General features: G+C 71.5%; 17 protein-coding genes and 1 tRNA gene. 7 read left to right on the top strand and 11 right to left on the bottom strand.

Annotated features, from left to right (window positions below):
• Window positions 1-45: 45 nt before the first annotated feature.
• From OG598_RS29125 to OG598_RS29110, 4 genes are all read left to right on the top strand, one after another.
• The gene (locus tag OG598_RS29125; RefSeq protein ID WP_196920042.1) at window positions 46-534 is read left to right on the top strand and encodes an MSMEG_6728 family protein; all 489 of its coding nucleotides are present in this window, start codon (window positions 46-48) and stop codon (window positions 532-534) included.
• A 24-nt stretch (window positions 535-558) separates the two neighbouring features.
• Window positions 559-2,112, top strand: coding sequence for an FAD-dependent oxidoreductase (locus OG598_RS29120; RefSeq protein ID WP_328651921.1), 1,554 nt, complete (start codon window positions 559-561; stop codon window positions 2,110-2,112).
• Between the two features lie 67 nt (window positions 2,113-2,179).
• Window positions 2,180-3,388: a hypothetical protein gene (locus OG598_RS29115; protein WP_328651920.1), complete on the top strand. Its 1,209-nt coding sequence runs from the start codon at window positions 2,180-2,182 to the stop codon at window positions 3,386-3,388.
• A gap of 211 nt (window positions 3,389-3,599) precedes the next feature.
• Entirely contained in the window at window positions 3,600-4,043 is a 444-nt protein-coding gene (locus OG598_RS29110) for an HNH endonuclease (protein ID WP_328651919.1), read from the top strand.
• Window positions 4,044-4,113: 70 nt separating this feature from the next.
• On the opposite strand, the gene OG598_RS29105 is transcribed toward OG598_RS29110, so the two are convergent.
• From OG598_RS29105 to OG598_RS29095, 3 genes are all read right to left on the bottom strand, one after another.
• Window positions 4,114-5,709 (bottom strand): serine/threonine-protein kinase, encoded by a 1,596-nt coding sequence (locus tag OG598_RS29105; RefSeq protein WP_328651918.1) that lies wholly within the window; start codon window positions 5,707-5,709, stop codon window positions 4,114-4,116.
• A 114-nt stretch (window positions 5,710-5,823) separates the two neighbouring features.
• Window positions 5,824-6,591, bottom strand: a complete 768-nt coding sequence (locus OG598_RS29100; RefSeq protein WP_328651917.1) for an enoyl-CoA hydratase/isomerase family protein — start codon at window positions 6,589-6,591, stop codon at window positions 5,824-5,826.
• Window positions 6,592-6,760: 169 nt separating this feature from the next.
• Complete coding sequence (locus tag OG598_RS29095; RefSeq protein WP_328651916.1) at window positions 6,761-9,154, bottom strand: M4 family metallopeptidase; 2,394 nt, start codon at window positions 9,152-9,154, stop codon at window positions 6,761-6,763.
• A gap of 166 nt (window positions 9,155-9,320) precedes the next feature.
• On the opposite strand from OG598_RS29095, the gene OG598_RS29090 reads away from it, so the two are divergent.
• Window positions 9,321-9,857, top strand: a complete 537-nt coding sequence (locus tag OG598_RS29090; RefSeq protein ID WP_328651915.1) for a hypothetical protein — start codon at window positions 9,321-9,323, stop codon at window positions 9,855-9,857.
• Here OG598_RS29090 and OG598_RS29085 read toward each other — a convergent pair.
• The 6 genes from OG598_RS29085 to OG598_RS29060 all read right to left on the bottom strand — a co-directional run bounded on the left by OG598_RS29085 (window position 9,845) and on the right by OG598_RS29060 (window position 13,152).
• The gene (locus OG598_RS29085) at window positions 9,845-10,489 is read right to left on the bottom strand and encodes a histidine phosphatase family protein (RefSeq protein WP_328651914.1); all 645 of its coding nucleotides are present in this window, start codon (window positions 10,487-10,489) and stop codon (window positions 9,845-9,847) included. The two genes, OG598_RS29090 and OG598_RS29085, sit on opposite strands and share 13 nt — an antisense overlap.
• A gap of 67 nt (window positions 10,490-10,556) precedes the next feature.
• Complete coding sequence (locus tag OG598_RS29080; RefSeq protein WP_328651913.1) at window positions 10,557-11,228, bottom strand: DUF998 domain-containing protein; 672 nt, start codon at window positions 11,226-11,228, stop codon at window positions 10,557-10,559.
• Between the two features lie 9 nt (window positions 11,229-11,237).
• Complete coding sequence (locus tag OG598_RS29075) at window positions 11,238-11,657, bottom strand: VOC family protein (RefSeq protein ID WP_088952055.1); 420 nt, start codon at window positions 11,655-11,657, stop codon at window positions 11,238-11,240.
• A gap of 35 nt (window positions 11,658-11,692) precedes the next feature.
• A complete protein-coding gene (locus OG598_RS29070; protein ID WP_328651912.1) occupies window positions 11,693-12,094 on the bottom strand; it encodes an AraC family transcriptional regulator in 402 nt (133 codons plus the stop codon).
• A gap of 70 nt (window positions 12,095-12,164) precedes the next feature.
• Window positions 12,165-12,944 (bottom strand): hypothetical protein, encoded by a 780-nt coding sequence (locus tag OG598_RS29065; RefSeq protein WP_328651911.1) that lies wholly within the window; start codon window positions 12,942-12,944, stop codon window positions 12,165-12,167.
• A gap of 131 nt (window positions 12,945-13,075) precedes the next feature.
• Window positions 13,076-13,152, bottom strand: a tRNA-Thr gene (locus tag OG598_RS29060).
• Between the two features lie 341 nt (window positions 13,153-13,493).
• Here OG598_RS29060 and OG598_RS29055 point away from each other — a divergent pair.
• Window positions 13,494-14,585: an ABC transporter ATP-binding protein gene (locus OG598_RS29055; protein ID WP_210780867.1), complete on the top strand. Its 1,092-nt coding sequence runs from the start codon at window positions 13,494-13,496 to the stop codon at window positions 14,583-14,585.
• Window positions 14,586-14,730: 145 nt separating this feature from the next.
• Here the strand turns inward: OG598_RS29055 and rlmB are convergent, their stop codons facing one another.
• Window positions 14,731-15,864, bottom strand: a complete 1,134-nt coding sequence (gene rlmB / locus OG598_RS29050; protein WP_196920053.1) for a 23S rRNA (guanosine(2251)-2'-O)-methyltransferase RlmB — start codon at window positions 15,862-15,864, stop codon at window positions 14,731-14,733.
• A complete protein-coding gene (cysS, locus tag OG598_RS29045) occupies window positions 15,864-17,279 on the bottom strand; it encodes a cysteine--tRNA ligase (protein WP_328651910.1) in 1,416 nt (471 codons plus the stop codon). Before cysS ends, rlmB begins: the two co-directional genes overlap by 1 nt.
• 252 nt (window positions 17,280-17,531) lie before the next feature.
• Here cysS and OG598_RS29040 point away from each other — a divergent pair, with 252 nt between their 5' ends.
• The gene (locus OG598_RS29040) at window positions 17,532-18,203 is read left to right on the top strand and encodes an IclR family transcriptional regulator (protein ID WP_328655469.1); all 672 of its coding nucleotides are present in this window, start codon (window positions 17,532-17,534) and stop codon (window positions 18,201-18,203) included.
• Window positions 18,204-18,421 lie beyond the last annotated feature (218 nt).

The raw sequence follows: 18,421 nt of genomic DNA, 5'->3' as shown, positions 1-18,421 counted from the left end.
CCCGTGGCCAGGTATGTCCGCCCCGGCGACGGGTAGAGCAGCGACATGCAGACGTTCCTCCCGTATCCGGGCTTTCTGGCCAGCGCTCGCACGCTGGACCAGAAGCGGCTCGGCAAGCAGCGGGTGGAAGCCATCCAGGTGCTGCGTGGACTCACCCGACCCGGGTACGGCTGGCGCAACCACCCGGCGGTGAAGATGTGGGCCGGGTACGAGGAGGCGCTCGTCCGCTACGGGCTGGACATGTGCGCGGTCTGGACCGAACCGGGGCGGGCCGACACCTGCGCCACCACGATGACCGTCGACCTCGCCGCCGCCTGCGGGGCGGGCGTGATCCGGACCCAGGACGAGCTGGCCCGAGCCGGTGAGCTGCCACCGTGGCTGGGCCGCGACGACCTGCACCTGAGTCACCGCTCGTCGCTGCTGCGCAAGGACCCGGCGCACTACCGCCCGCTGTTCGGCGACGACGTGCCGGAGGATCTGGAGTACGTCTGGCCCGCCTCCGACCGCCCCCGCCGCTGCCTACCGGCCGACTGAGCCGAGGTGGGGCAGACTGGGCCCATGGCGCTGTCGCAAGTGGTAGGTCGACTGATCGGCGTACGGCAGCACCAGGTGGACCCGGGCGGCGGTGGCGCCGACCGCGTGCCGCGACCGACCACGGCGCTGGTGGTGGGTGGCGGCATCGCCGGGATGTCGGCGGCTGTGGTGCTGGCCGAGCGGGGTGTGGCGGTCACGGTGCTGGAGGCGGCACCCACCCTCGGCGGCCGGCTGGGCGCCTGGCCGGAGGCGCTCGCCGACGGCCACCAGCAGAACGAGCACGGCTTCCACGCGTTCTTCCGGCAGTACTACAACTGGCGGTCGATCCTCCGCCGGATCGACAGTGACCTGGGCTTTCTCAAGCCGATTCCGGGCTACCCGATTCTCAGCGAGCAGTGGCCGACCGAGGAGTTCGGCAGGTTGCCACCCGCGCCGCCGGCGAACCTGCTGGCGCTGCTGCTGCGCAGCCCCAGCCTGCGCCTGGCCGACCTGCGACTGATGGACCGGGACGCGGCGCTGCCGCTGCTCAGCTACGACCCGGTGCAAACCTACGCCGACCTGGACAACAGCACCGCCGACGAGCTGCTGGCGTCGCTGCGGCTGCCGGACCGGGCGCGGGCGATGCTGTTCGAGGTCTTCTCGCACTCGTTCTTCAACCACGAGGCGGAGATGTCGGCCGCCGAGATGGTCGCCCAGTTCCACTTCTATCTGCTCGGCAACCCGGAGGGGCTGGCCTTCGACTGCCCCGACGAGGACTACGCCACGGCGATCTGGGAGCCGCTGACCCGGCACGTGGAGAAGCACGGCGGCCGGATCCTCACCAGTTGCGCCGCCACCGGCGTGCACCGGGACGCCGAGGGCTGGCGGGTGACGACCACCGACGGCGGCAGCCATCCGGCGGGTCATGTCGTGCTCGCCGTCGACCCGCCGGCGCTCGCCGCGCTGGTGGCGGCCTCCCCGGACCTGGCCGAGCAGGCACCCGAGCTGGCGGCACGGATGCCGGCCTTCGGCACCCCCGGCCCGCCGTACGCGGTGGCGCGGTACTGGTGTGACGGGGACGTGGCCGCCGAGCGGGCGGTGTTCAGCGGCGTGTCCCGCCAGCCCACTCTGGACTCGGTGACGCTCTACCACCGGTTGGAGAACGAGCCGCGGCGCTGGGCGCAGCAGACCGGCGGGTCGGTCGTCGAGCTGCACGCGTACGCCTGCGAGCCCGGCGTGCCGGCCGAGGAGCTGGCCGAGCGGATGCGCCGCGAGCTGGTCGTGCTCTGGCCGGAGGCCGGCGACCTGCGCGTCCGTGAGCTGCGGGCCCGGGTGGAGGCGCAGGCGCCGGCGTTCACGCCGGGCAGCCACGCCTGGCGACCGGGGGTACGCACCGACGCGAACGGCCTCTACCTGGCCGGCGACGGCATCGCCACGGACTTCCCGAGCGCGTTGATGGAACGCTCGGCCGCGACGGGGATCATCGCCGCGAACCACATCCTGCGCGCCGAGGGTGGCGCGGCCGAGCCGGTGCGCTCGATCCGACCGCGTGGGCTGCTTGCCGGTCGCACCAGGCCAAATCGACAAAACACAACATAAGCCACCGTACGCTGCCGTACGCTCGAATGATCAACCGTCGATCGGCCGGGCGGGAGGGCAGCGGGAGATGTCACCACTGCACCGCGCCGGCGCGGAAGACGGTTCGTCGATCGACGAGATCGGCCGCGACGACGCGTACCCGCTGATCCGCGACGAGCGTGCCTGCATCGTCACCGCGCTCCGGCTGGGTTGGTGGATGGCGGACGCCTACCACCACGGGCAGCACGCGGAGCCCCGCGCCTTCGTCGAGGCCCGCCCGGCCGTACCGCCGGCCAAACTCTCCAACCTCACCGAGATGTCCGTCCACCGTCGGATGCGGATGTACCTCGACGGGGTGGACGTCGCCCTGGCCCAGATCGCCGACCTCACCCGGCACACCGGGCCGGTACCCGACACGTCGGCCGCCCGAGCCCTGCTCCCCGACCTGGGCCAGCCCGACCCCGCCGACCCGGTGCCGCTGCTGCTCGCCCTCGACGACCTCAACGTGGAGGTGCTGCGCTGGGCGATGGCAGCCAACCACCGGGTCGGGCTGGCCTACCGACTGGGTCGATCGGTGGCCGACACCGTCCGAGCCGGCGACGTCACACAGTTGCTGCGCCAGTTCGGCGGCCGGCAGGTCCAGATCAGCAGGTGGTTGGACGAGTTGGCCAGCGTCCTGCCGCCGTACTCGGCCGCTGTGGTGCGCCGCTCGCTGGCGGCCTGGGCGAGTGCCGTCGACCGCGCCGGCCACGAGGACCCGACCGAGCCGACGCCCGCCACCCTGAGCCGGGCGCTGCGCGGCCAGGGTGACCTCTGGCGCGACGTGCTCACCGGTGGCCTGCACCCGCGCGACCTGCTCGACGAGGAGGACTACGCGGTGATCGCCAGGAATCTGATCATCCGGGACCGCCGCCTGGTGGCGCAGGCGGCCCGAGGCATCTTCTGGCCGGTGCTCGTACCCCTGCTGCTGGTGCTCTTCGCGGTCGTCGGGGTGAGTGCCGCCGCGGCCGCCGGCTCACCGACCACCCGGGCGACCGTGGCCCTGGTGGGCCTCGGCGCCGGGCTGGCCGCGATCTGGCGGTCGGTCTCCGGGCCCGCCCTCGCGGTCGCCGGCGAGGTCAACCGGCCGCTGCTGGACAGCGAACTCACCGCACGAATGGCCCTGCGGCTGAACCGGCCGCTGACCACCGCCCAGGTTGCGGCGAAGGCAGCTCCCCGCACCCGCCGCCAGCGGCGTCCCGACGAGGCCGGCCGATCGAAATACGTTGCCCCTGTCTCCCCCGTCGACCTACCGTGAGCGCGCAAGGTCAACCACCACCGCGGGAGCAGCTCATGACGATGTCGCACGTCACCACAGTGCCGTCGACGCTGCCCGGCGACGGTTACCGAGCGGAAGGTCCCCGGGCGGGCCGGCCCGACTGACGCGTACCCGTACGCGCTGAGCCGCCCCGTCCGACAGCCGGACCGGGCGGCTTCTTGCTGTCCGTCACCTCTGGAAAGGAGTCCCGGTGGACGCCGTCCTCGTCATCAACGCCGACCTCGGCCCGCTGCACCGGGTCACCGTCCAACACGCTGTCCGCATGCTCTGCCGTCGGGTGGCCGAGATCCACGAGGCCGAGCCGGACCGGGTGATCGGGGTCTTCCCGATGCCCCGGGTGGTGCGGCTGGTCCGCTTCGTGGTCACCCGGTGGAGGTTCAACTCCGGGCCGGCCTGGTCGCGCGCCGGTGTGCTGCGCCGCGACAACAGGTGCTGCGCGTACTGCGGCGGCCCGGCCTCGACCATCGACCACATCCTGCCCCGCTCGCGCGGCGGCCGGAACACCTGGCGGAACACCACCGCCGCCTGCTACGCCTGCAACCAGCGCAAGGGGGACCGGACGCCGGCGGAGGCGGGAATGCCGCTGCGCCGTGAGCCGGGAAACCCGGGCTGGACGGCGCTGGCCGGGCGGTGACGGACCGGCCGGCGGGAACGGGGGGCCGCGTCCCGGGTACGTCCCGGGCGCGGCACCCGCCGGCCCCCGATCAGGCGGCGCGTTCCTTGACCTTCGACTTCAGCTGGCCACTGGGGCACTGCACCCGGATCTCGCTGCGGTGCTGCGCGGAGGTCAGCTCGACAACGATCTGCTTGGCTGGCCCCCTGTCGTAGTCCTCGACCCGGAAATCGGGCGCGAGCACCACGGTGAGCACCTCGACCGACTTTCCCACGCAGCGAGCAGTGACCGTCCCGCCGAGCGCGTCGACTGGTACAACGGCGGCAGCGGTGGGAGTCGGCGCGGCAGTGGTCGGGGTCGGGGTCGGGGTCGGGCCAGAAGTGGCGGGCGTCGGGCCGGGCACCAGTGTCCCGCCCGGACCGGTCGGAGGGCTGATCCCTGTAGCGGGCGCGGTGTTCCTGGTCGGCGGCACGGCGGACGGTCCGGTATCGGCCGCGCCGGTCGGCTCTTCGATGCGGGGCATCCCCACAGTGGTGGTGCCCGGGCCACTGCCGGTCGGCACGGCGCTCTGTCCCTGTCGACGATTGCTGAAGTCACCGAGCGACCCGGCGAGCGCCACAGCGGCGATCACGACGCCGCCGACCGTCAAAATGGCTCGCCCCCGACGCCACGGCCCGCGCCTCATCCGCGCGGCCGAATCGCCGGCCTGCTCGGCGCCGGCCTGCTCGGCCGTGGTCGGCTCGGTGTCGGTTGACCCGGTGCCGGTGGGTGCGGCCCTGGTTGTGGCCCTGGTTGTGGCACCGGTCGGCTCGGGGCCGGTCGGTTCGGCGACGTCTGCCGCCGAGGCAGCGGCAACGGCAGCCGCCTCGGGGGCGACCTCGCTGGCGGCGGCGAGCAGTATGCCTGCCGCGTCGGCGGCCGACGGCCGGTCGGCGGGGTCGCCGGCCAGGCACCAGCGGTAGAGCCGGTGCACCTCGGGCGGTACGCCGTCGATCGGGGGCAGCGGGTCCGGCTCGACGTGCGTGTGGGCGCGGAGCATCCCGGTCTGCGCCTCGGCGGGCCACGGCAACCGGCCGGTGAGCACCCGGAACAGCAGCAGGCCGAGGGCGTACACGTCACTGGCCGGCAGCACGTCGCCGGCCTGCAACCGCTCCGGCGCCAGGTACGCCGGCGTGCCCAGCAGCCGCCCCTCGAAGTCGATCTCCGGCGCGCCGGCGGCTGCCGCGATGCCGAAGTCGAGCACCTTCGCACCGGTCGGCGTGAGCATCACGTTGCCCGGCTTGATGTCGCGGTGCACCAACCCCTGCTCATGCGCGGCGGTGAGGGCCGAGGCCACCTCGGCACACACCCGCAGACCGGCGCGCGGCGGCAACGGCCCGACCACCAACCGGTGTTCGAGGGTGTGACCGCCGAGCAACTCCATCACCACGAACGGGACCTGGGCACCGTCCAGCGCCGACTCGCCGTAGTCGTAGACGCTCGTCACGTGGGGATGCGACAGCCGGGCCGCGGCCTTGGCCTCGCCTCGGATCCGCTGTCGGGCGTTGGTGTCCGAGGCGACCAGCACCTTCACCGCCACGTCCCGTTCGAGCACCTCGTCGTACGCCCGATGCACCGCCGACATGCCGCCACTGCCGAGGCGTTCCAGGAGCCGGTAGCGGCCCGCAAGCAACTGATCACGCTGCACGACGGACAGCCTGCCGTACCGGCTTGGGAACCGGGTACCCGGGATCGAAATCTCGCGATGAGTGGGACGGGCTTACGGCTACCGTCCGCTCAGATCCGTCGGACTGAAACGCAGTCAGTGATCGGTCGGGGGCTGCCAGGCGAAGCGGGGCGTTCGACGTTCGGCGATCGCCGCCACCCCCTCCCGAGCTTCGCCGGTGGTCGTCACCTTCCGGTGCCACCAGGCGATCCGCGCGGCCTCGGCGCGCTCGTCGATGATCTCCTTCGCGGCGGCGATGCTCAGCGGGGACCGCTGGGCGATCGTCGCTGTCAGTTCGCCCACCCGCGCGGCGAGCCGGTCGGCCGGGAGCAGCTCGTCGACCAGGCCGATCCGCAGGGCGCGCTCGGCGTCGATCAGCTCGGCGGTGAACAGCAGCAGCTTGGCGGCGGACGGGCCGACCAGCCGGGCCAGCCGGCGCGTCGTCGGCGCCGGATAGACCAGCCCGAGTCGGGCCGGCGGTACGCCGAAACGGGCGTCGTCGGCAGCGATCCGCAGATCGCAGGCGACAGCGAGTTGAGCCCCACCGCCGACGCACGCGCCTCGGATGGTCGCGATCGTCGGCTTGGCGAACCGGGCCAGCCGTTCCTCGGCGGCCACCGCGATGCTGGCGTCACCGGCGTCCAGCAGCTCGGCCAGGTCACCGAGGTCGGCGCCCGCGCAGAAGGCGTCGCCGGCGCCGGTCAGCACCAACGCCCGTACGTCGGGGTCGGGCTCCAGCTTGTCGAGCAGTTCGGGAAGCTGACGCCACATGGCGGCGGTCATCGCGTTGCGCCGAGCCGGGTTGTGGATCACCACGGTCGCGACCGGTCCGGTCACCTCGACTGTCAACTCCGCGTCCGACACGTCCGCCCCTTCCGCGCCACCGCCCGACGGCGCCGATCTGGCGAGCCGACGCCGTGCACCCGTGCGGCGACCATAACGGCGCGGCGATGGGTCAGGTCACGCGGACTGCCAGGAAACCGCACCGGCGAGCCCGGCGACCACCGTGAGGGGTGGCCGCCGGGCCGTCAGGTCAGGAGACGGTGACCGCTGTGTCGTCGACCACGAAGGACGTCTGCAGTGAGGAGTCCTCGGTGCCGGTGAACTTCAGGTTGACGGTCTGGCCGGCGTAGGCCGCCAGCGAGAACGACTTCTGGCTGTAACCGGTGGCCTTGTTCAGGTTCGAGTAGGTCGCCAGGGTGGCCAGCACCGTTCCGCCCGAGTTCAGCACCTGCACGCGCAGCGTGTCGTACGCGACGCTGGTGGTGGTCTCGGCCGAGTCGATGTGCAACCAGAAGCTGACCGTGTACGACGAGCAGCCGGTCGGCAGGCTCACCGACTGGGCGAGCGTGTCGGTGTGGCTGCTGCCGTAGCCGCTCAGCCATGCCTTGTACGTCCCGGTGCGGGCCGGCTGGCTGCTGGCGCTGGTGATCACGCCGGAGCTGGCCGACCAGCCGGTCGTACCGGACTCGAAGCCCGCGTTGGCAAGCTTCTGCCCCGGCGCGGTGCAGCCGCCGCCGGTGCCGTTCACGGTGAGCCGGTAGGTGGCGCTGCGGGTGACCGACCCCGCGCCGTTGACAGTGACCGAGTAGGTGCCCGGCGGTGTGCTCGCCGAGGTGCTGATGGTGAGGGTGGACGAGCCGCCCGAGCTCACCGAGGCGGGGCTGAACGCGGCGCTCGCCCCGCTGGGCAGGCCGGACGCGGAGAACGTCACCGTCTGCGCCGAGCCGCTGGTGGTGGCGGTCGAGACGGTGGTGGAGACCGAGCTGCCCGGGTTCACCGAGCCGGCGGTCGGCGACAGTGCCACGGAGAAGTCGTTGCCGGTCGAGCAGGGCGCGTCGTTGCCGGCGACGTTCACAGCGGTCCAGGCGGCCTGCACTGCCTTGTACTCGGTGGAGCAGCTGCCGTGCAGGTCGGTGGCCGCCCGCAGGCTGTAGGCACGGGCGGTGTTCGCCGGGTTGGCGGTGTTCACGTACGACGTGTTGGAGGTGAAGTAGACGTCCAACGCCCGGAACCAGATCTTCTCGGCCTTGGCCCGGCCGATGCCGGTGACCGCGGGAGCGGAACCGCAGACCGGTGAGGTGCCGTACGCGGTGGCGCCGGTGCCCTCGGCGAGGTTGAAGTAGAAGTGGTTGGCGACGCCGGACGAGTAGTGCACGTCCTTGTTCTTCGTGCTGCTCGACCAGCAACTGTCGGACCCGCCGTCCAGCGACGGGTTGTACATGTAGCGCAGGGGCGTACCGTTGCCATTGATGTTGATCTTCTCGCCGACCTGGTAGTCGCCCGGGTCGGCCGAGGTGTTGGCGTAGAACTCGACCATGTTGCCGAAGATGTCGCTGGTCGCCTCGTTCAGGCCGCCGGACTCACCGGAGTAGGTCAGACCGCCGGGGACCACGTTCTCGGTCACGCCGTGGCTCATCTCGTGGGCTGCCACGTCGAGCGCGACCAGCGGGCGGGCGTTGCCCGAGCCGTCGCCGTACGTCATCCGGGAGCCGTCCCAGAAGGCGTTGACGTAGTTGTTGCCGTAGTGCACCCGGCTCGGCACTCCGGTGCCGTTGCCGAAGATGCCGTTACGGGCGTGCGTGTTCTTGTAGTAGTCGAACGTCTTGGCGGCGCCGAAGTGGGCGTCGACGCCGGCGGACTGCCGGTTCGAGGTGGCCCCGGTGCCCCAGGTGTTGTCGGCGTCGGTGAACGTGGTGCAGCTCGACGTGCCGTTGTTCATGTCGCAGGTCGACCCGTTGCCGTGGGAGGGGTCGACCAGCTGGTAGGTGCTGCCGGAGAGCGTCGTGTCGACGCTGACCGTGCCCGAGTAGAGGCTGTTGCCGGTGCCGGTCACCGACTCGATCTCGTCGTAGGCGCCGACGGCCGCTCCGGTGGTGGCGTCGGTGATGACATGCAGCCGGGACGGGGTCTGCCCGTCGGGCTGCCACCCGCTGACCACCGTCTCCCACGCCAGCCGACCCTGCCCGGAACTGGCGTCGACGAACAGCTCCGGCGTGCCCACCGCCTCGGCCTTGCCGGCGAACCGGGCGCTGGCGGCCTTCTTCGCGGCCGCCGCGCTGGTCCTGGCCGAGGTGGCGAGGGTCAGCGGCGCGGCCAGTCCGACCGAACTGCCGGCGTACGTGCCGTTTGGTGCGGTGTGGATGACGAAGTCACCGCCGTACACCCGCAGGCCCCGGTAGGTGCGGGTGTAGCGGGTGTGGGCGGCGCCGCTGGCATCCACAGTGGTGCTGTGCACCTGGTAGGACTCGGCGCTCGAACCCTGGACCGCGCCGGGGTTCGTCCGTAGGACGGTTGCCGCTCGGGCCACGGCGGAGGCGTCCGGCGAGGGAGAGGTGGGCGGGGCCGCGTGCGCCGGGGTGACGACGCAGGCCAGCAGGCCGCTGGTGAGCAGCAGTGCGCTGACGGCGGCAGGAGCTCGTTTCACGTGCCCTCCTGGAAGGAGAAGAGTGTGACGGGGGTAGTCACGCATGTACATTCAGCTACCAGGAGGGAGGAAGGGTGCCTCGGACCGCTTCCAGACATCGACAATGGCCGTTCGGGTGAGGCTCTTGACAAGGGAACCGACGCCGCCCACCATGCGTCCGACGACCATGAGACCCACCTCGACAACCGGCGCCGCCATCGCGCTACTGGTCGCCTTCCTGACCGGCTGCACCGGCGCCGAACGCACCCCCACCACCCCGAGCCAGCCCCCGGTCACCACCGCTCCCGGCCCGACCGGCACCCTGCTTCCGACCACCGCCCCCACCACCGCCCCCCAGGCCAGCGGCGCGGCCGCCCGGGTGATGTTGCGAAGCTCCGGCGGCTTCGCCGGGCGCGGTGACGTGGTGACCGTCGAGCCGGACGGTCAGTGGACCGCTGTGGACCGGGCCGGCAGCCGGCGTACCGGTCGGCTCAGCCCCGCCGACCTCGGCCGCCTGACAGCTCTGGCCGCCGACCCCCGACTGGCCGCCGAGGCAAGCCGGACGACAAGCCCGACCAACTGTGCGGACGTGTTCACCTACCGGGTCACCGTCGGCACGATCGAGACCGGGTACGTCGACTGCCCGGCCGAGGGGCCCCCGCCACCGGCCACGCAGGACGTGGTCAAGCTGCTGCTACGGGCCACCGGCACTCACACCAGATAGTCCGGGGGCAGGCCTGTCGCACGCAGCTCCGGCGGCAGGTGGGCGACGTCGTTGACGGCCACCAGATTCGGCGGGCCGGCCGCGCTGTACCGGATGACGGTCAGCCCCGCGTTGTGCGAGTTGAAGCCCAGCCACCGCCACTGGGGCGCGTCGAGGGCGTGCCGCACCAGCCAGGCGATCAGGAAGCTGTGCGTCACGACCAGCTCGCGGACCGGTTCGCCGTCGGCGGGCCCCTCGGCGACCGGGCCGGCGAACCGCCGCACCGCGTCCGCAGTCACTCGCGGCCCGTCGACCCGCTCGGCCGCCGAGAACTGCGTCAAAAATTCGGCGTACGCGGACGGCAGGCCAGCCGGATCGGTGTCGTGTGGGAGGTGGTCACCGGCCAGCTCCGTCTCGTACACCGGGACGTCGAGCAGCGACTTGGCGACCAGCTCGGCGGTCTGCGCGGCCCGGCGCAGCGGCCCGTGGTGGACGGCGGCGAACCGCCGGGCCCGCAGGCGTTCGCCCAGCAGGGTGGCCTGCCGCCGGCCGCGCTCCGACAGGCCGGTATCCGGTTCGCCGGCCTCCGACCCACTCGGCTCGGAGAGATCCTGCTCGGCGTGTCGGGTCAGGTACAGCAACCGGGTCACCATGACCCCCACCTCAACACACCGGGAGGTACGAGTTCGACCCGTACCTCCCGGTCCTGCGGCTGTCGGCTCAGTCGGCCCGACCGGACGCCGCTCGCGCGAAGGTGACCGACACCCACAGCCAGCCGGCCGTCACCGCCAGGCCGAACGCCACCATCACGGCCGGTGCCGGCCGGACGATCAGCGTCACCCAGGCCGCCGCGAAGAAGATCCCGGTCACCAGGCCGTAGGCGGCGCGACCGCGCGCCCCCTGCCGTGCGGCCCGACGGGCGGCCACCACCGTCGCGACGATCAGCGACACGAAGGCGACCGCCGCCACCAGGAAGTGCAGGCCCCCGTGCCAACTGATCTCACCGGCGCCCCGAGGCGTACCGGCCGGGAACCCGTCGGCCGGGTCGGCGGAGAAGATCGCCGCCCCGACCAGGCCCAGGCCGTACAGCGCGAGCAGTCGGGGCAGCCAGACCGATCCGGCGCCTTCGCTGGTACGGCGGCGCAGCGCCTGGGCGGCCAGCGCGCAGAGAACCCCGGTGGCCAGGAACGTGACGATCTGAATCCAGCCCAGCTCGCCGGTGCTCAACACACTGACCGGGTGGCGACGGAAGTCGAAGCCGTCCCGGGTCGCCGCCTGCGCGATCGCCGAGCCGACGAAGATCGGGCCGGCGAACACCCCGCCGATCAACAGCAGGCGGTCCCGACCGACGGCGGTCGGTCGTACCACGGGAAACGCCGCGGCCTGGCTCATCGCCCGCCCCTACGCCCGGGGAAACATCTGGCCGATGCGGATCCGGTTGCCGAACGGGTCCCGGATGCCGAAGTCGATCCCGTACGGGCGCTCGGTCGGCTCGTCGGTGATCTCGACGCCCTTCGCCACGAGATCCTCGTGCGTCTTGCGGGCGTCGTCAGTGGTCATGAAGAGGTACCCGCCGAGGGCACCCTTGGTGAGCAGCTCCCGAACCTGCTCGGCGGTGGCCGGGTCCAGCGCGGGCGGACCGGGCTTTTCCAACAGGATCTCGCGCTCCGGGTCGCCGGGCAGGTTGACAGTGAGCCACCGCATGAAGCCGAGGTCCTGGTCGGTGTTGACCTCCATGCCGAGCTTGTTGACGTAGAAGTCAAGCGCGGCGTCCTGGTCGAGGACGTAGATCTGGGAGCGGCTGATCGCGTTCATCGTCATGCCCATGACGCTAGAGGTAGACCGTGACCTGCGGCTTATCCAAAACTGCTGGGTCGGGTCCAGGCTTTGGTGAAGCACGACGGCACGTTTGCCGGCGCGACGCGCTGACGCCGGAAATCCGAGGGCGAATCCCCGACGATCTGCCGGAACGTCCTACTGAACGTGCCCAGGCTGCCGAAGCCGACGGCGTAGCAGATGTCCGTCACGTCCCGGTCGGTCTCCACCAGCAACGACATCGCCCGCTCCACCCGACGGCGTTGCAGGTAGCGGTGCGGGGTCTCACCGAAGGTGGCCCGGAAGGTACGGATGAAGTGCGCCTGCGAGACGTGCGCGATCCGGGCCAACGCGGGAATGTCCAGAGGCTCGGCGTACGCCCGGTCCATCGCGTCCCGGGCGCGCAGCATCGCCCGGTTCGACTCCTCCACCGCCCGACTCATCAACCCCCGCCCAGCTCCGCGCTGCTCCGGCCCCAGGCTACCGCCGGGAGTGACACCGGCGGCTGGGCTGTCACTTGCGGTAGTAGAAGTCGGCGGCCTCACCAGCGCGTGCCGGCGCGTTGATCTTCAAGGGCTTTCCGTGATCTTTCATGGTGGTGGTCAGCGTCAGTTTCGGGCCCTCGCTGGGACTCAGCTCGACCTTGATCGAGGTGACCCAACCCTTGTCGTCGGTGGTGATCGTGAACGGCGACAGGCGTATGCCGATCGAGACGATGCTCGGTGCGCCCACGGGGAGGAACGACGTGGCGTCCTTGCCGGTGGGGTCGAAACGGCCGGTGTAGGTGTGCGGGTCGACGCGGTCCACCGAGGCGATCGACGAGGTGAACGCCTTCAGGCCGGTCGGGTCGACCCAGTCGAAGCGGAGGAAGGGGTCGTCGCGCTTCACTCGCTTCAGATCGACGTGCACCCAGTTCTTGTCGTCGGACGGCCGCACGTAACTGTCGTTGCCGATCACGGTCCGGCTCCCCGCCGACGGGTACTTCCCGCCGGTGACCGAGATCGTGGTCTGGAAACGGCGCTTCTTCGGATCGAAGGCACCCGTGCCGTTGACCTTCTGCCCTTCGGGCAGGTTGCCGCGCACCGCGTACCGGTGGGAAGCCCCATGCGACCGCTGCAATGCCGCGACCAGCTCACCGCGGACGTCGGGCGTCGGGGACGGCGCGGCAGTGGCGGTGGCGGTGGCCGCAACCGGTTCGTCGGTGCGCGTGGGCTCAGTCGTCGGAGTGCAGCCGGCAGCAAACAACAGACCGCCGGTCAGACCCAGCATGAGCAGAGTGGTGCTGTGTTTCATTGTCATTCCCCCGTGGACCGCCGCCTGATGGCGGGACGGAGGCACGATAGCGAACTTGGTCGACGCCCGGTTGCCCCTCGGGGCGGCCCGGCGGAAACACAGCGGTGCCGCTCGGATACGTCTGATGTAATTGGAGCCCCCGGCCGGGATCGAACCGGCGACATCTCGCTTACAAGGCGAGTGCTCTGGCCAGCTGAGCTACAGGGGCGCGTGCGTCGAGGTCAGCATAGCGACTGACGTACGGATATCCCGATGGCGTGGCCTCCCGAGCACGGGAATCGTCAACAACCCGACGCAGACTCGTTTCCCACGGCGTCGATTGATGTCTGACCGTGCCCGAGTGACCGGAATGCGTAGCCCGCCTGGTGGGCTGGACGGCCCCCCGCCTTGGCAGCACGGGTAAACGCGTTTACGGTTCACTGACACGGACGACGACCGGGCGCCCCCGCGACCGCGCCGCCGTCCGCTGAACCGGCACGGACACGTGCCGGTTGCTCCTTCACTCGGATCGTCCGGCACGTTCCTGCCGGTGAAAGGAAGCGCTTCACCATGGCTACGGTCACCTATTCCAAGGCGTCCCGGGTCTACCCGGGCCAAGAGCGTCCCGCCGTCAACGAGTTGGACCTCGAGATCGGCGACGGGGAGTTCCTCGTCCTGGTCGGCCCCTCCGGTTGCGGTAAGTCCACCAGCCTGCGGATGCTCGCCGGCCTGGAGGACGTGGACGCCGGTTCGATCTACATCGACCAGCGTGACGTCACCCACCTTCCCCCGAAGGCCCGCGACATCGCGATGGTCTTCCAGAACTACGCCCTCTACCCGCACATGACGGTGTACGAGAACATGGCGTTCGCCCTCAAGCTGCGCAAGACCTCCAAGTCGGAGATCGACCGGCGGGTCAAGGAGGCGGCCGGGCTGCTCCAGCTGGAGGAGTACCTCAGCCGTAAGCCGAAGGCGCTCTCCGGTGGTCAGCGTCAGCGTGTCGCGATGGGCCGGGCGATCGTCCGCGAGCCGCAGGTCTTCCTCATGGACGAGCCGCTGTCGAACCTCGACGCCAAGCTCCGCGTGCAGACCCGTACCCAGATCGCGTCCCTGCAGGCCAAGCTGGGCGTCACCACGGTCTACGTCACGCACGACCAGGTCGAGGCCATGACCATGGGTCACCGGGTCGCGGTGCTGCTCGACGGTGTCCTTCAGCAGGTGGACACCCCGCGGGCGCTCTACGACACCCCGGCCAACGTGTTCGTCGCCGGCTTCATGGGCTCGCCCGCCATGAACATCAAGACCGTTCCGCTGAACGAGCGGGGCGCCGAGTTCGCCGAGCTGCAGATCCCGCTGACCCGCGAGCAGGTCGAGGCGGCCCGCGCCGAGGGTGGCGACGGCAAGGTCACCGTGGGCTTCCGCCCGGAGGACTGCGAGCTGGTCAGCCCGACCGAGGGCGGCATGCCGGTGGTTGTCGAGCTGGTCGAGGACCTCGGCTCGGACGCCAACGTCTACGGCCACGCCGCGCTGGGTGGCAACTCGGAGCGCTTCGTCGTCCGCACCGACCGGCGCAACATGCCGAACATGGGTGACACCGTGTTCGTCAGGCCGGTTGCCGGTCGCAGCCACGTCTTCCACGCCTCCACCGGTGGCCGGATCTGACGTAACGCCTTTACCGACAGGGGCGGTCCGCTTCGGCGGGCCGCCCCTGTCGTCGTACCAAAAATGGCTCTTCACCCTGCCTGGGCGCCCGACGACGAAGGCCCCCTCCCGCGCTCGGCGGGAAGGGGCCTTCGTTCGACGTGCGCTACAGCTCGACGGAGCGCCGACGGGCGACCTCGGCCAGGGCGACCGCCGCCGCCACGCTGGCGTTGAGCGACTCGACCTCGGAGATCATCGGGATGCTGACGGTCAGGTCGCAGGTCTCCCCGACCAGGCGGGAAAGACCGCGCCCCTCGGAACCGACCACCACCACCAGCGGACCGACAGCGGCCTCCAGGTTGTAGAGGTCGGTGTCGCCGTCGGCATCCAGGCCGACGACCATGAAGCCGGCGTCCCGGCACGCCTTCAGCGACCGGGTCAGGTTGGTCACCTGCGCCACCGGCACCCGCGCGGCCGCGCCGGCACTGGTCCGCCAGGCGGTCGCGGTGATCCCGGCGGCACGACGCTCGGGTACGAAGACACCCTGCGCGCCGAACGCGGCAGCCGACCGGATCACGGCGCCCAGGTTGCGCGGGTCGGTGACACCGTCCAGCGCGACCAGCAGCGGGGCCTGCTGCTCCAGGGCAGCGGCGACCATGTCCTCGAACGGCTGGTACGCGAAGGGCGGCACCTGCAAGCCGACGCCCTGGTGCAGCACCCCGCCGGTCATCCGGTCCAACTCGGCGCGGCTGATCTCCAGGTTGGCGATGCCCCGGTCGGCGGCGGTCCGGATGATCTCGTTGATCCGGTCGTCCATGTCGATGCCCTGGGCCGTGTAGAGGGCCGTCGCCGGCACGTTGGCGCGCAGCGCCTCCAGCACCGGGTTACGCCCGACCAGCAGCTCCGGGGTGTCCTTGGACGGGTTGGACTTTCGCCCCGGCGTGACCCGAGGACCGGACCGGCCGGTGGGCTTGCCGCCCCGTCCGCCGGTGGCGGCACCCCGGCCGACCGGTACGCCCCGACCGCCGCCCCGGCCCCAGGTGGTGTCCTTGCTGCCCGGCTGGCCGATCTTGGGGGCGCGCCCCTCCTCGGCCGCCGCGCGGCGCTCCTTGTCCTGCTTCCAGGCGGTGCGCTGCGGCAGCTTCTCGGTGCCCGAGTAGCCCTTGTGCCACGGCCGCTCGTCCGCGGGCAGGGTGCGACCCCGCCCGGCCAACGAGTCCTTGTTCTTGCCGCCGGTGCCCTTGGGGGCGCCTGCCTTCGACGTCAGTCGCCGGCCACGGCGCTGCGAGTTGCCGGCCATCAGTCCTGCTCTCCAATAGTCCAACGGGGGCCCTGGGGGGTGTCCTCGACCACCACGCCGGCCAGCTTGAGCTGGTCACGCACGGCGTCCGCGGCGGTCCAGTCCTTGCGGCCCCGCGCCTGCGCACGCTGCTCCAGGGCCAGCGCGATCAGGGAGTCCACCACGGCACGAAGGTCGTCCGATCGGCCGCCACCGGTCCAGGCCGGATCGAGGGGGTCGATCCCGAGAATATCCAGCATTGCCCGCACCACGGCCAGCGTGGTGCGGACGGTCACATCGTCGCCGACGCTCAGCGCGGTGTTGCCGTCCCGAATGTGCTGTTGCAGCACGGCCAGCGCGGCTGACGTGTTGAGGTCGTCGTCCATCGCCGCGACGAACCCGGCGGGCAGCTCACCGAACTGCCCGGCGCCGACCCGCTCGGCCGCCCGCTGCACGAAACCCTCGATCCGCCGGTACGCGGTGGCCGCGTCGCGCAGCGAATCCTCCGAGTAGTCGATCACCGAGCGGTAATGCGCGGCGGCGTAGTAGTAGCGCAGCTCCACCGGCCGCACCCCGAGCGAGTCCACGTACGCCAGGCCCAGCGCGTTGCCGGCGGACTTGCCCATCTTGGCCCCGCCGATGCTCAACAGCCCGTGGTGCACCCAGTAGCGGGCGAACGGCAACCCGGCCGCCTGGGACTGGGCGATCTCGTTCTCGTGGTGCGGGAACGTCAGATCCAGGCCACCGCCGTGAATGTCGAACTCCGGGCCGAGATAGCGCCAGCACATCGCCGAGCACTCGATGTGCCAGCCCGGACGGCCCAGCCCCCACGGCGAAGGCCAGTAGGCGTCCGCCGGCTCGTCCGGTTTGGCGCCCTTCCACAGCGCGAAGTCGCGCGGATCCCGCTTGCCCCGATCCGGGGCGTCCCCGGCGGACTGCATGGCGTCCGGAGACTGGCCCGACAGCGACCCGTACGCCGGCCAGGACGCCACGTCGAAGTAGACGTCGCCGGAGCCGTCACTCGCCGGGTACGCGTGCCCGTCGGCGATCAACTTGGTGATCAGCTCATGCATCTCGGGGATGTGCCCGGTGGCGCGCGGCTCGTAGGTGGGCGACAGCACGTTCAACGACCGGTACGACTCGGCGAGCAGCAACTCGTTCGCGTACGCGATCGACCAGAACGGACGACCCTGCTCGCCCGCCTTGACCAGGATCTTGTCGTCGATGTCGGTCAGATTGCGAATGAAGGTGACCTCGTAGCCGGCGGCCAACAGCCAACGACGCAGGACGTCGTAGTTGACGCCGGAGCGAAGGTGACCGATGTGCGGCGGGGCTTGAAGGGTGAGACCACACAGGTAGACCCCCACCTTGCCGGCTTCCCGCGGGACGAAGTCCCGCACCGATCGGGTGGCGGTGTCATACAGGCGTAGCGTCACCGTACAAGGGTAGCTGTCCGTGCCTGTCCGGGTCCGCCGGTGCCGGGTCGTACGCTGCCAGGCGTGGATGCGACCGCACGCTCCGGTGGCTCCGGTGACCCGCCAGCCAACCCCACCGCCCCCGCCGACCCGGCCTCCGAGTGGGCTTTCGGGCCGACCGACGCAACCTTCGGATCGGCCCACGCAGGTGGAGGGCGGGCCGACGCGGCCCTCGGGCGGACCTCCGGCGCGGCCGACGCGGCCCTCGGGCGGATCGAGGCTGGCGTGGGGCGGGCCGACGCGGTCGCGGGGCGGGGCGGGGAGACGTCGCAGACGCTGGACCGGGGGTTGCGGCTGCTGCACCTGGTCGCCGACGCCTCGGGCGGTCTGACCGTCACCGAGGCCGCGAATCGGCTCGGCATCGGCCGGGCCGCCGTCTACCGACTGGTCAGTGCACTGACCGGGCACGGCATGCTGCGCCGCGACGGAGACGGTCGACTGCGCCTCGGTGCCGGGTTGCTGCACCTGGCCCGACGGGCCCAGCCGCTGCTCGCCGAGGGTGCGCTGCCCGCGCTACGCCGCCTCGCCGAGCAGGCCGGCGCAACCGCGCACCTGACCGTCGTCGAAGGTGGCGAAGGCGTCGCCCTGGCCGTGGTCGAGCCGAGCTGGACGTCGTTCCACGTCGCGTACCGGGCCGGGGCACGGCATCCACTGGACCGGGGAGCGGCCGGCCGGGCGATCCTGGCCGGTCGGGCCGGGGTGGCCGAGCCGGTGAGCAGCAGCGGCGAGTTGCAGGCCGGGGCGTACGGGGTGGCCGCACCGGTGCTCGGCGTACCCGGCCTGGAGGCCAGCGTCGGCGTGGTCGCGCTCGCCCCGCTGGACGTCGACACCATCGGCCCCCTGGTGCTGGCCGCCGCCCGAGCCATCACCACCGCCCTCAGCTGACCCGGCCGCCGCACCCCACCGCGCCCCGCCCCGGCCCGCGCCACCCCTCACCGCGCCGCGCGCCACCCCACCGCAGCGCGCGCTTCACCGCCGCGCGCCCCCCGTGGCTTGATCGACTCGGGTTCAAGGAAGTCGCGGTGTCACCGGACCGGTGACCGCCCGACTTTCAGGAACGCGAGTGGATCACGGCCCGGTCGACGGCTCCGATGGCTGATTGG

It is taken from the genome of Micromonospora sp. NBC_00330, assembly GCF_036136635.1.
In the GTDB taxonomy this organism is placed as follows: domain Bacteria; phylum Actinomycetota; class Actinomycetes; order Mycobacteriales; family Micromonosporaceae; genus Micromonospora; species Micromonospora salmantinae.
Note: the sequence above shows the minus strand (reverse complement) of the source record. Positions and strands in the feature narration are given on the sequence as shown.

Coding starts and splice junctions, on each gene's coding strand:
- OG598_RS29125 (WP_196920042.1), top strand. CDS start 46: ATGCAGACGTTCCTCCCGTATCCGGGCTTTCTGGCCAGCGCTCGCACG.
- OG598_RS29055 (WP_210780867.1), top strand. CDS start 13,494: ATGGCTACGGTCACCTATTCCAAGGCGTCCCGGGTCTACCCGGGCCAA.
- OG598_RS29115 (WP_328651920.1), top strand. CDS start 2,180: ATGTCACCACTGCACCGCGCCGGCGCGGAAGACGGTTCGTCGATCGAC.
- OG598_RS29080 (WP_328651913.1), bottom strand. CDS start 11,228: ATGAGCCAGGCCGCGGCGTTTCCCGTGGTACGACCGACCGCCGTCGGT.
- OG598_RS29090 (WP_328651915.1), top strand. CDS start 9,321: ATGAGACCCACCTCGACAACCGGCGCCGCCATCGCGCTACTGGTCGCC.
- OG598_RS29070 (WP_328651912.1), bottom strand. CDS start 12,094: ATGAGTCGGGCGGTGGAGGAGTCGAACCGGGCGATGCTGCGCGCCCGG.
- OG598_RS29065 (WP_328651911.1), bottom strand. CDS start 12,944: ATGAAACACAGCACCACTCTGCTCATGCTGGGTCTGACCGGCGGTCTG.
- OG598_RS29085 (WP_328651914.1), bottom strand. CDS start 10,489: ATGGTGACCCGGTTGCTGTACCTGACCCGACACGCCGAGCAGGATCTC.
- rlmB (WP_196920053.1), bottom strand. CDS start 15,864: ATGGCCGGCAACTCGCAGCGCCGTGGCCGGCGACTGACGTCGAAGGCA.
- OG598_RS29120 (WP_328651921.1), top strand. CDS start 559: ATGGCGCTGTCGCAAGTGGTAGGTCGACTGATCGGCGTACGGCAGCAC.
- OG598_RS29075 (WP_088952055.1), bottom strand. CDS start 11,657: ATGACGATGAACGCGATCAGCCGCTCCCAGATCTACGTCCTCGACCAG.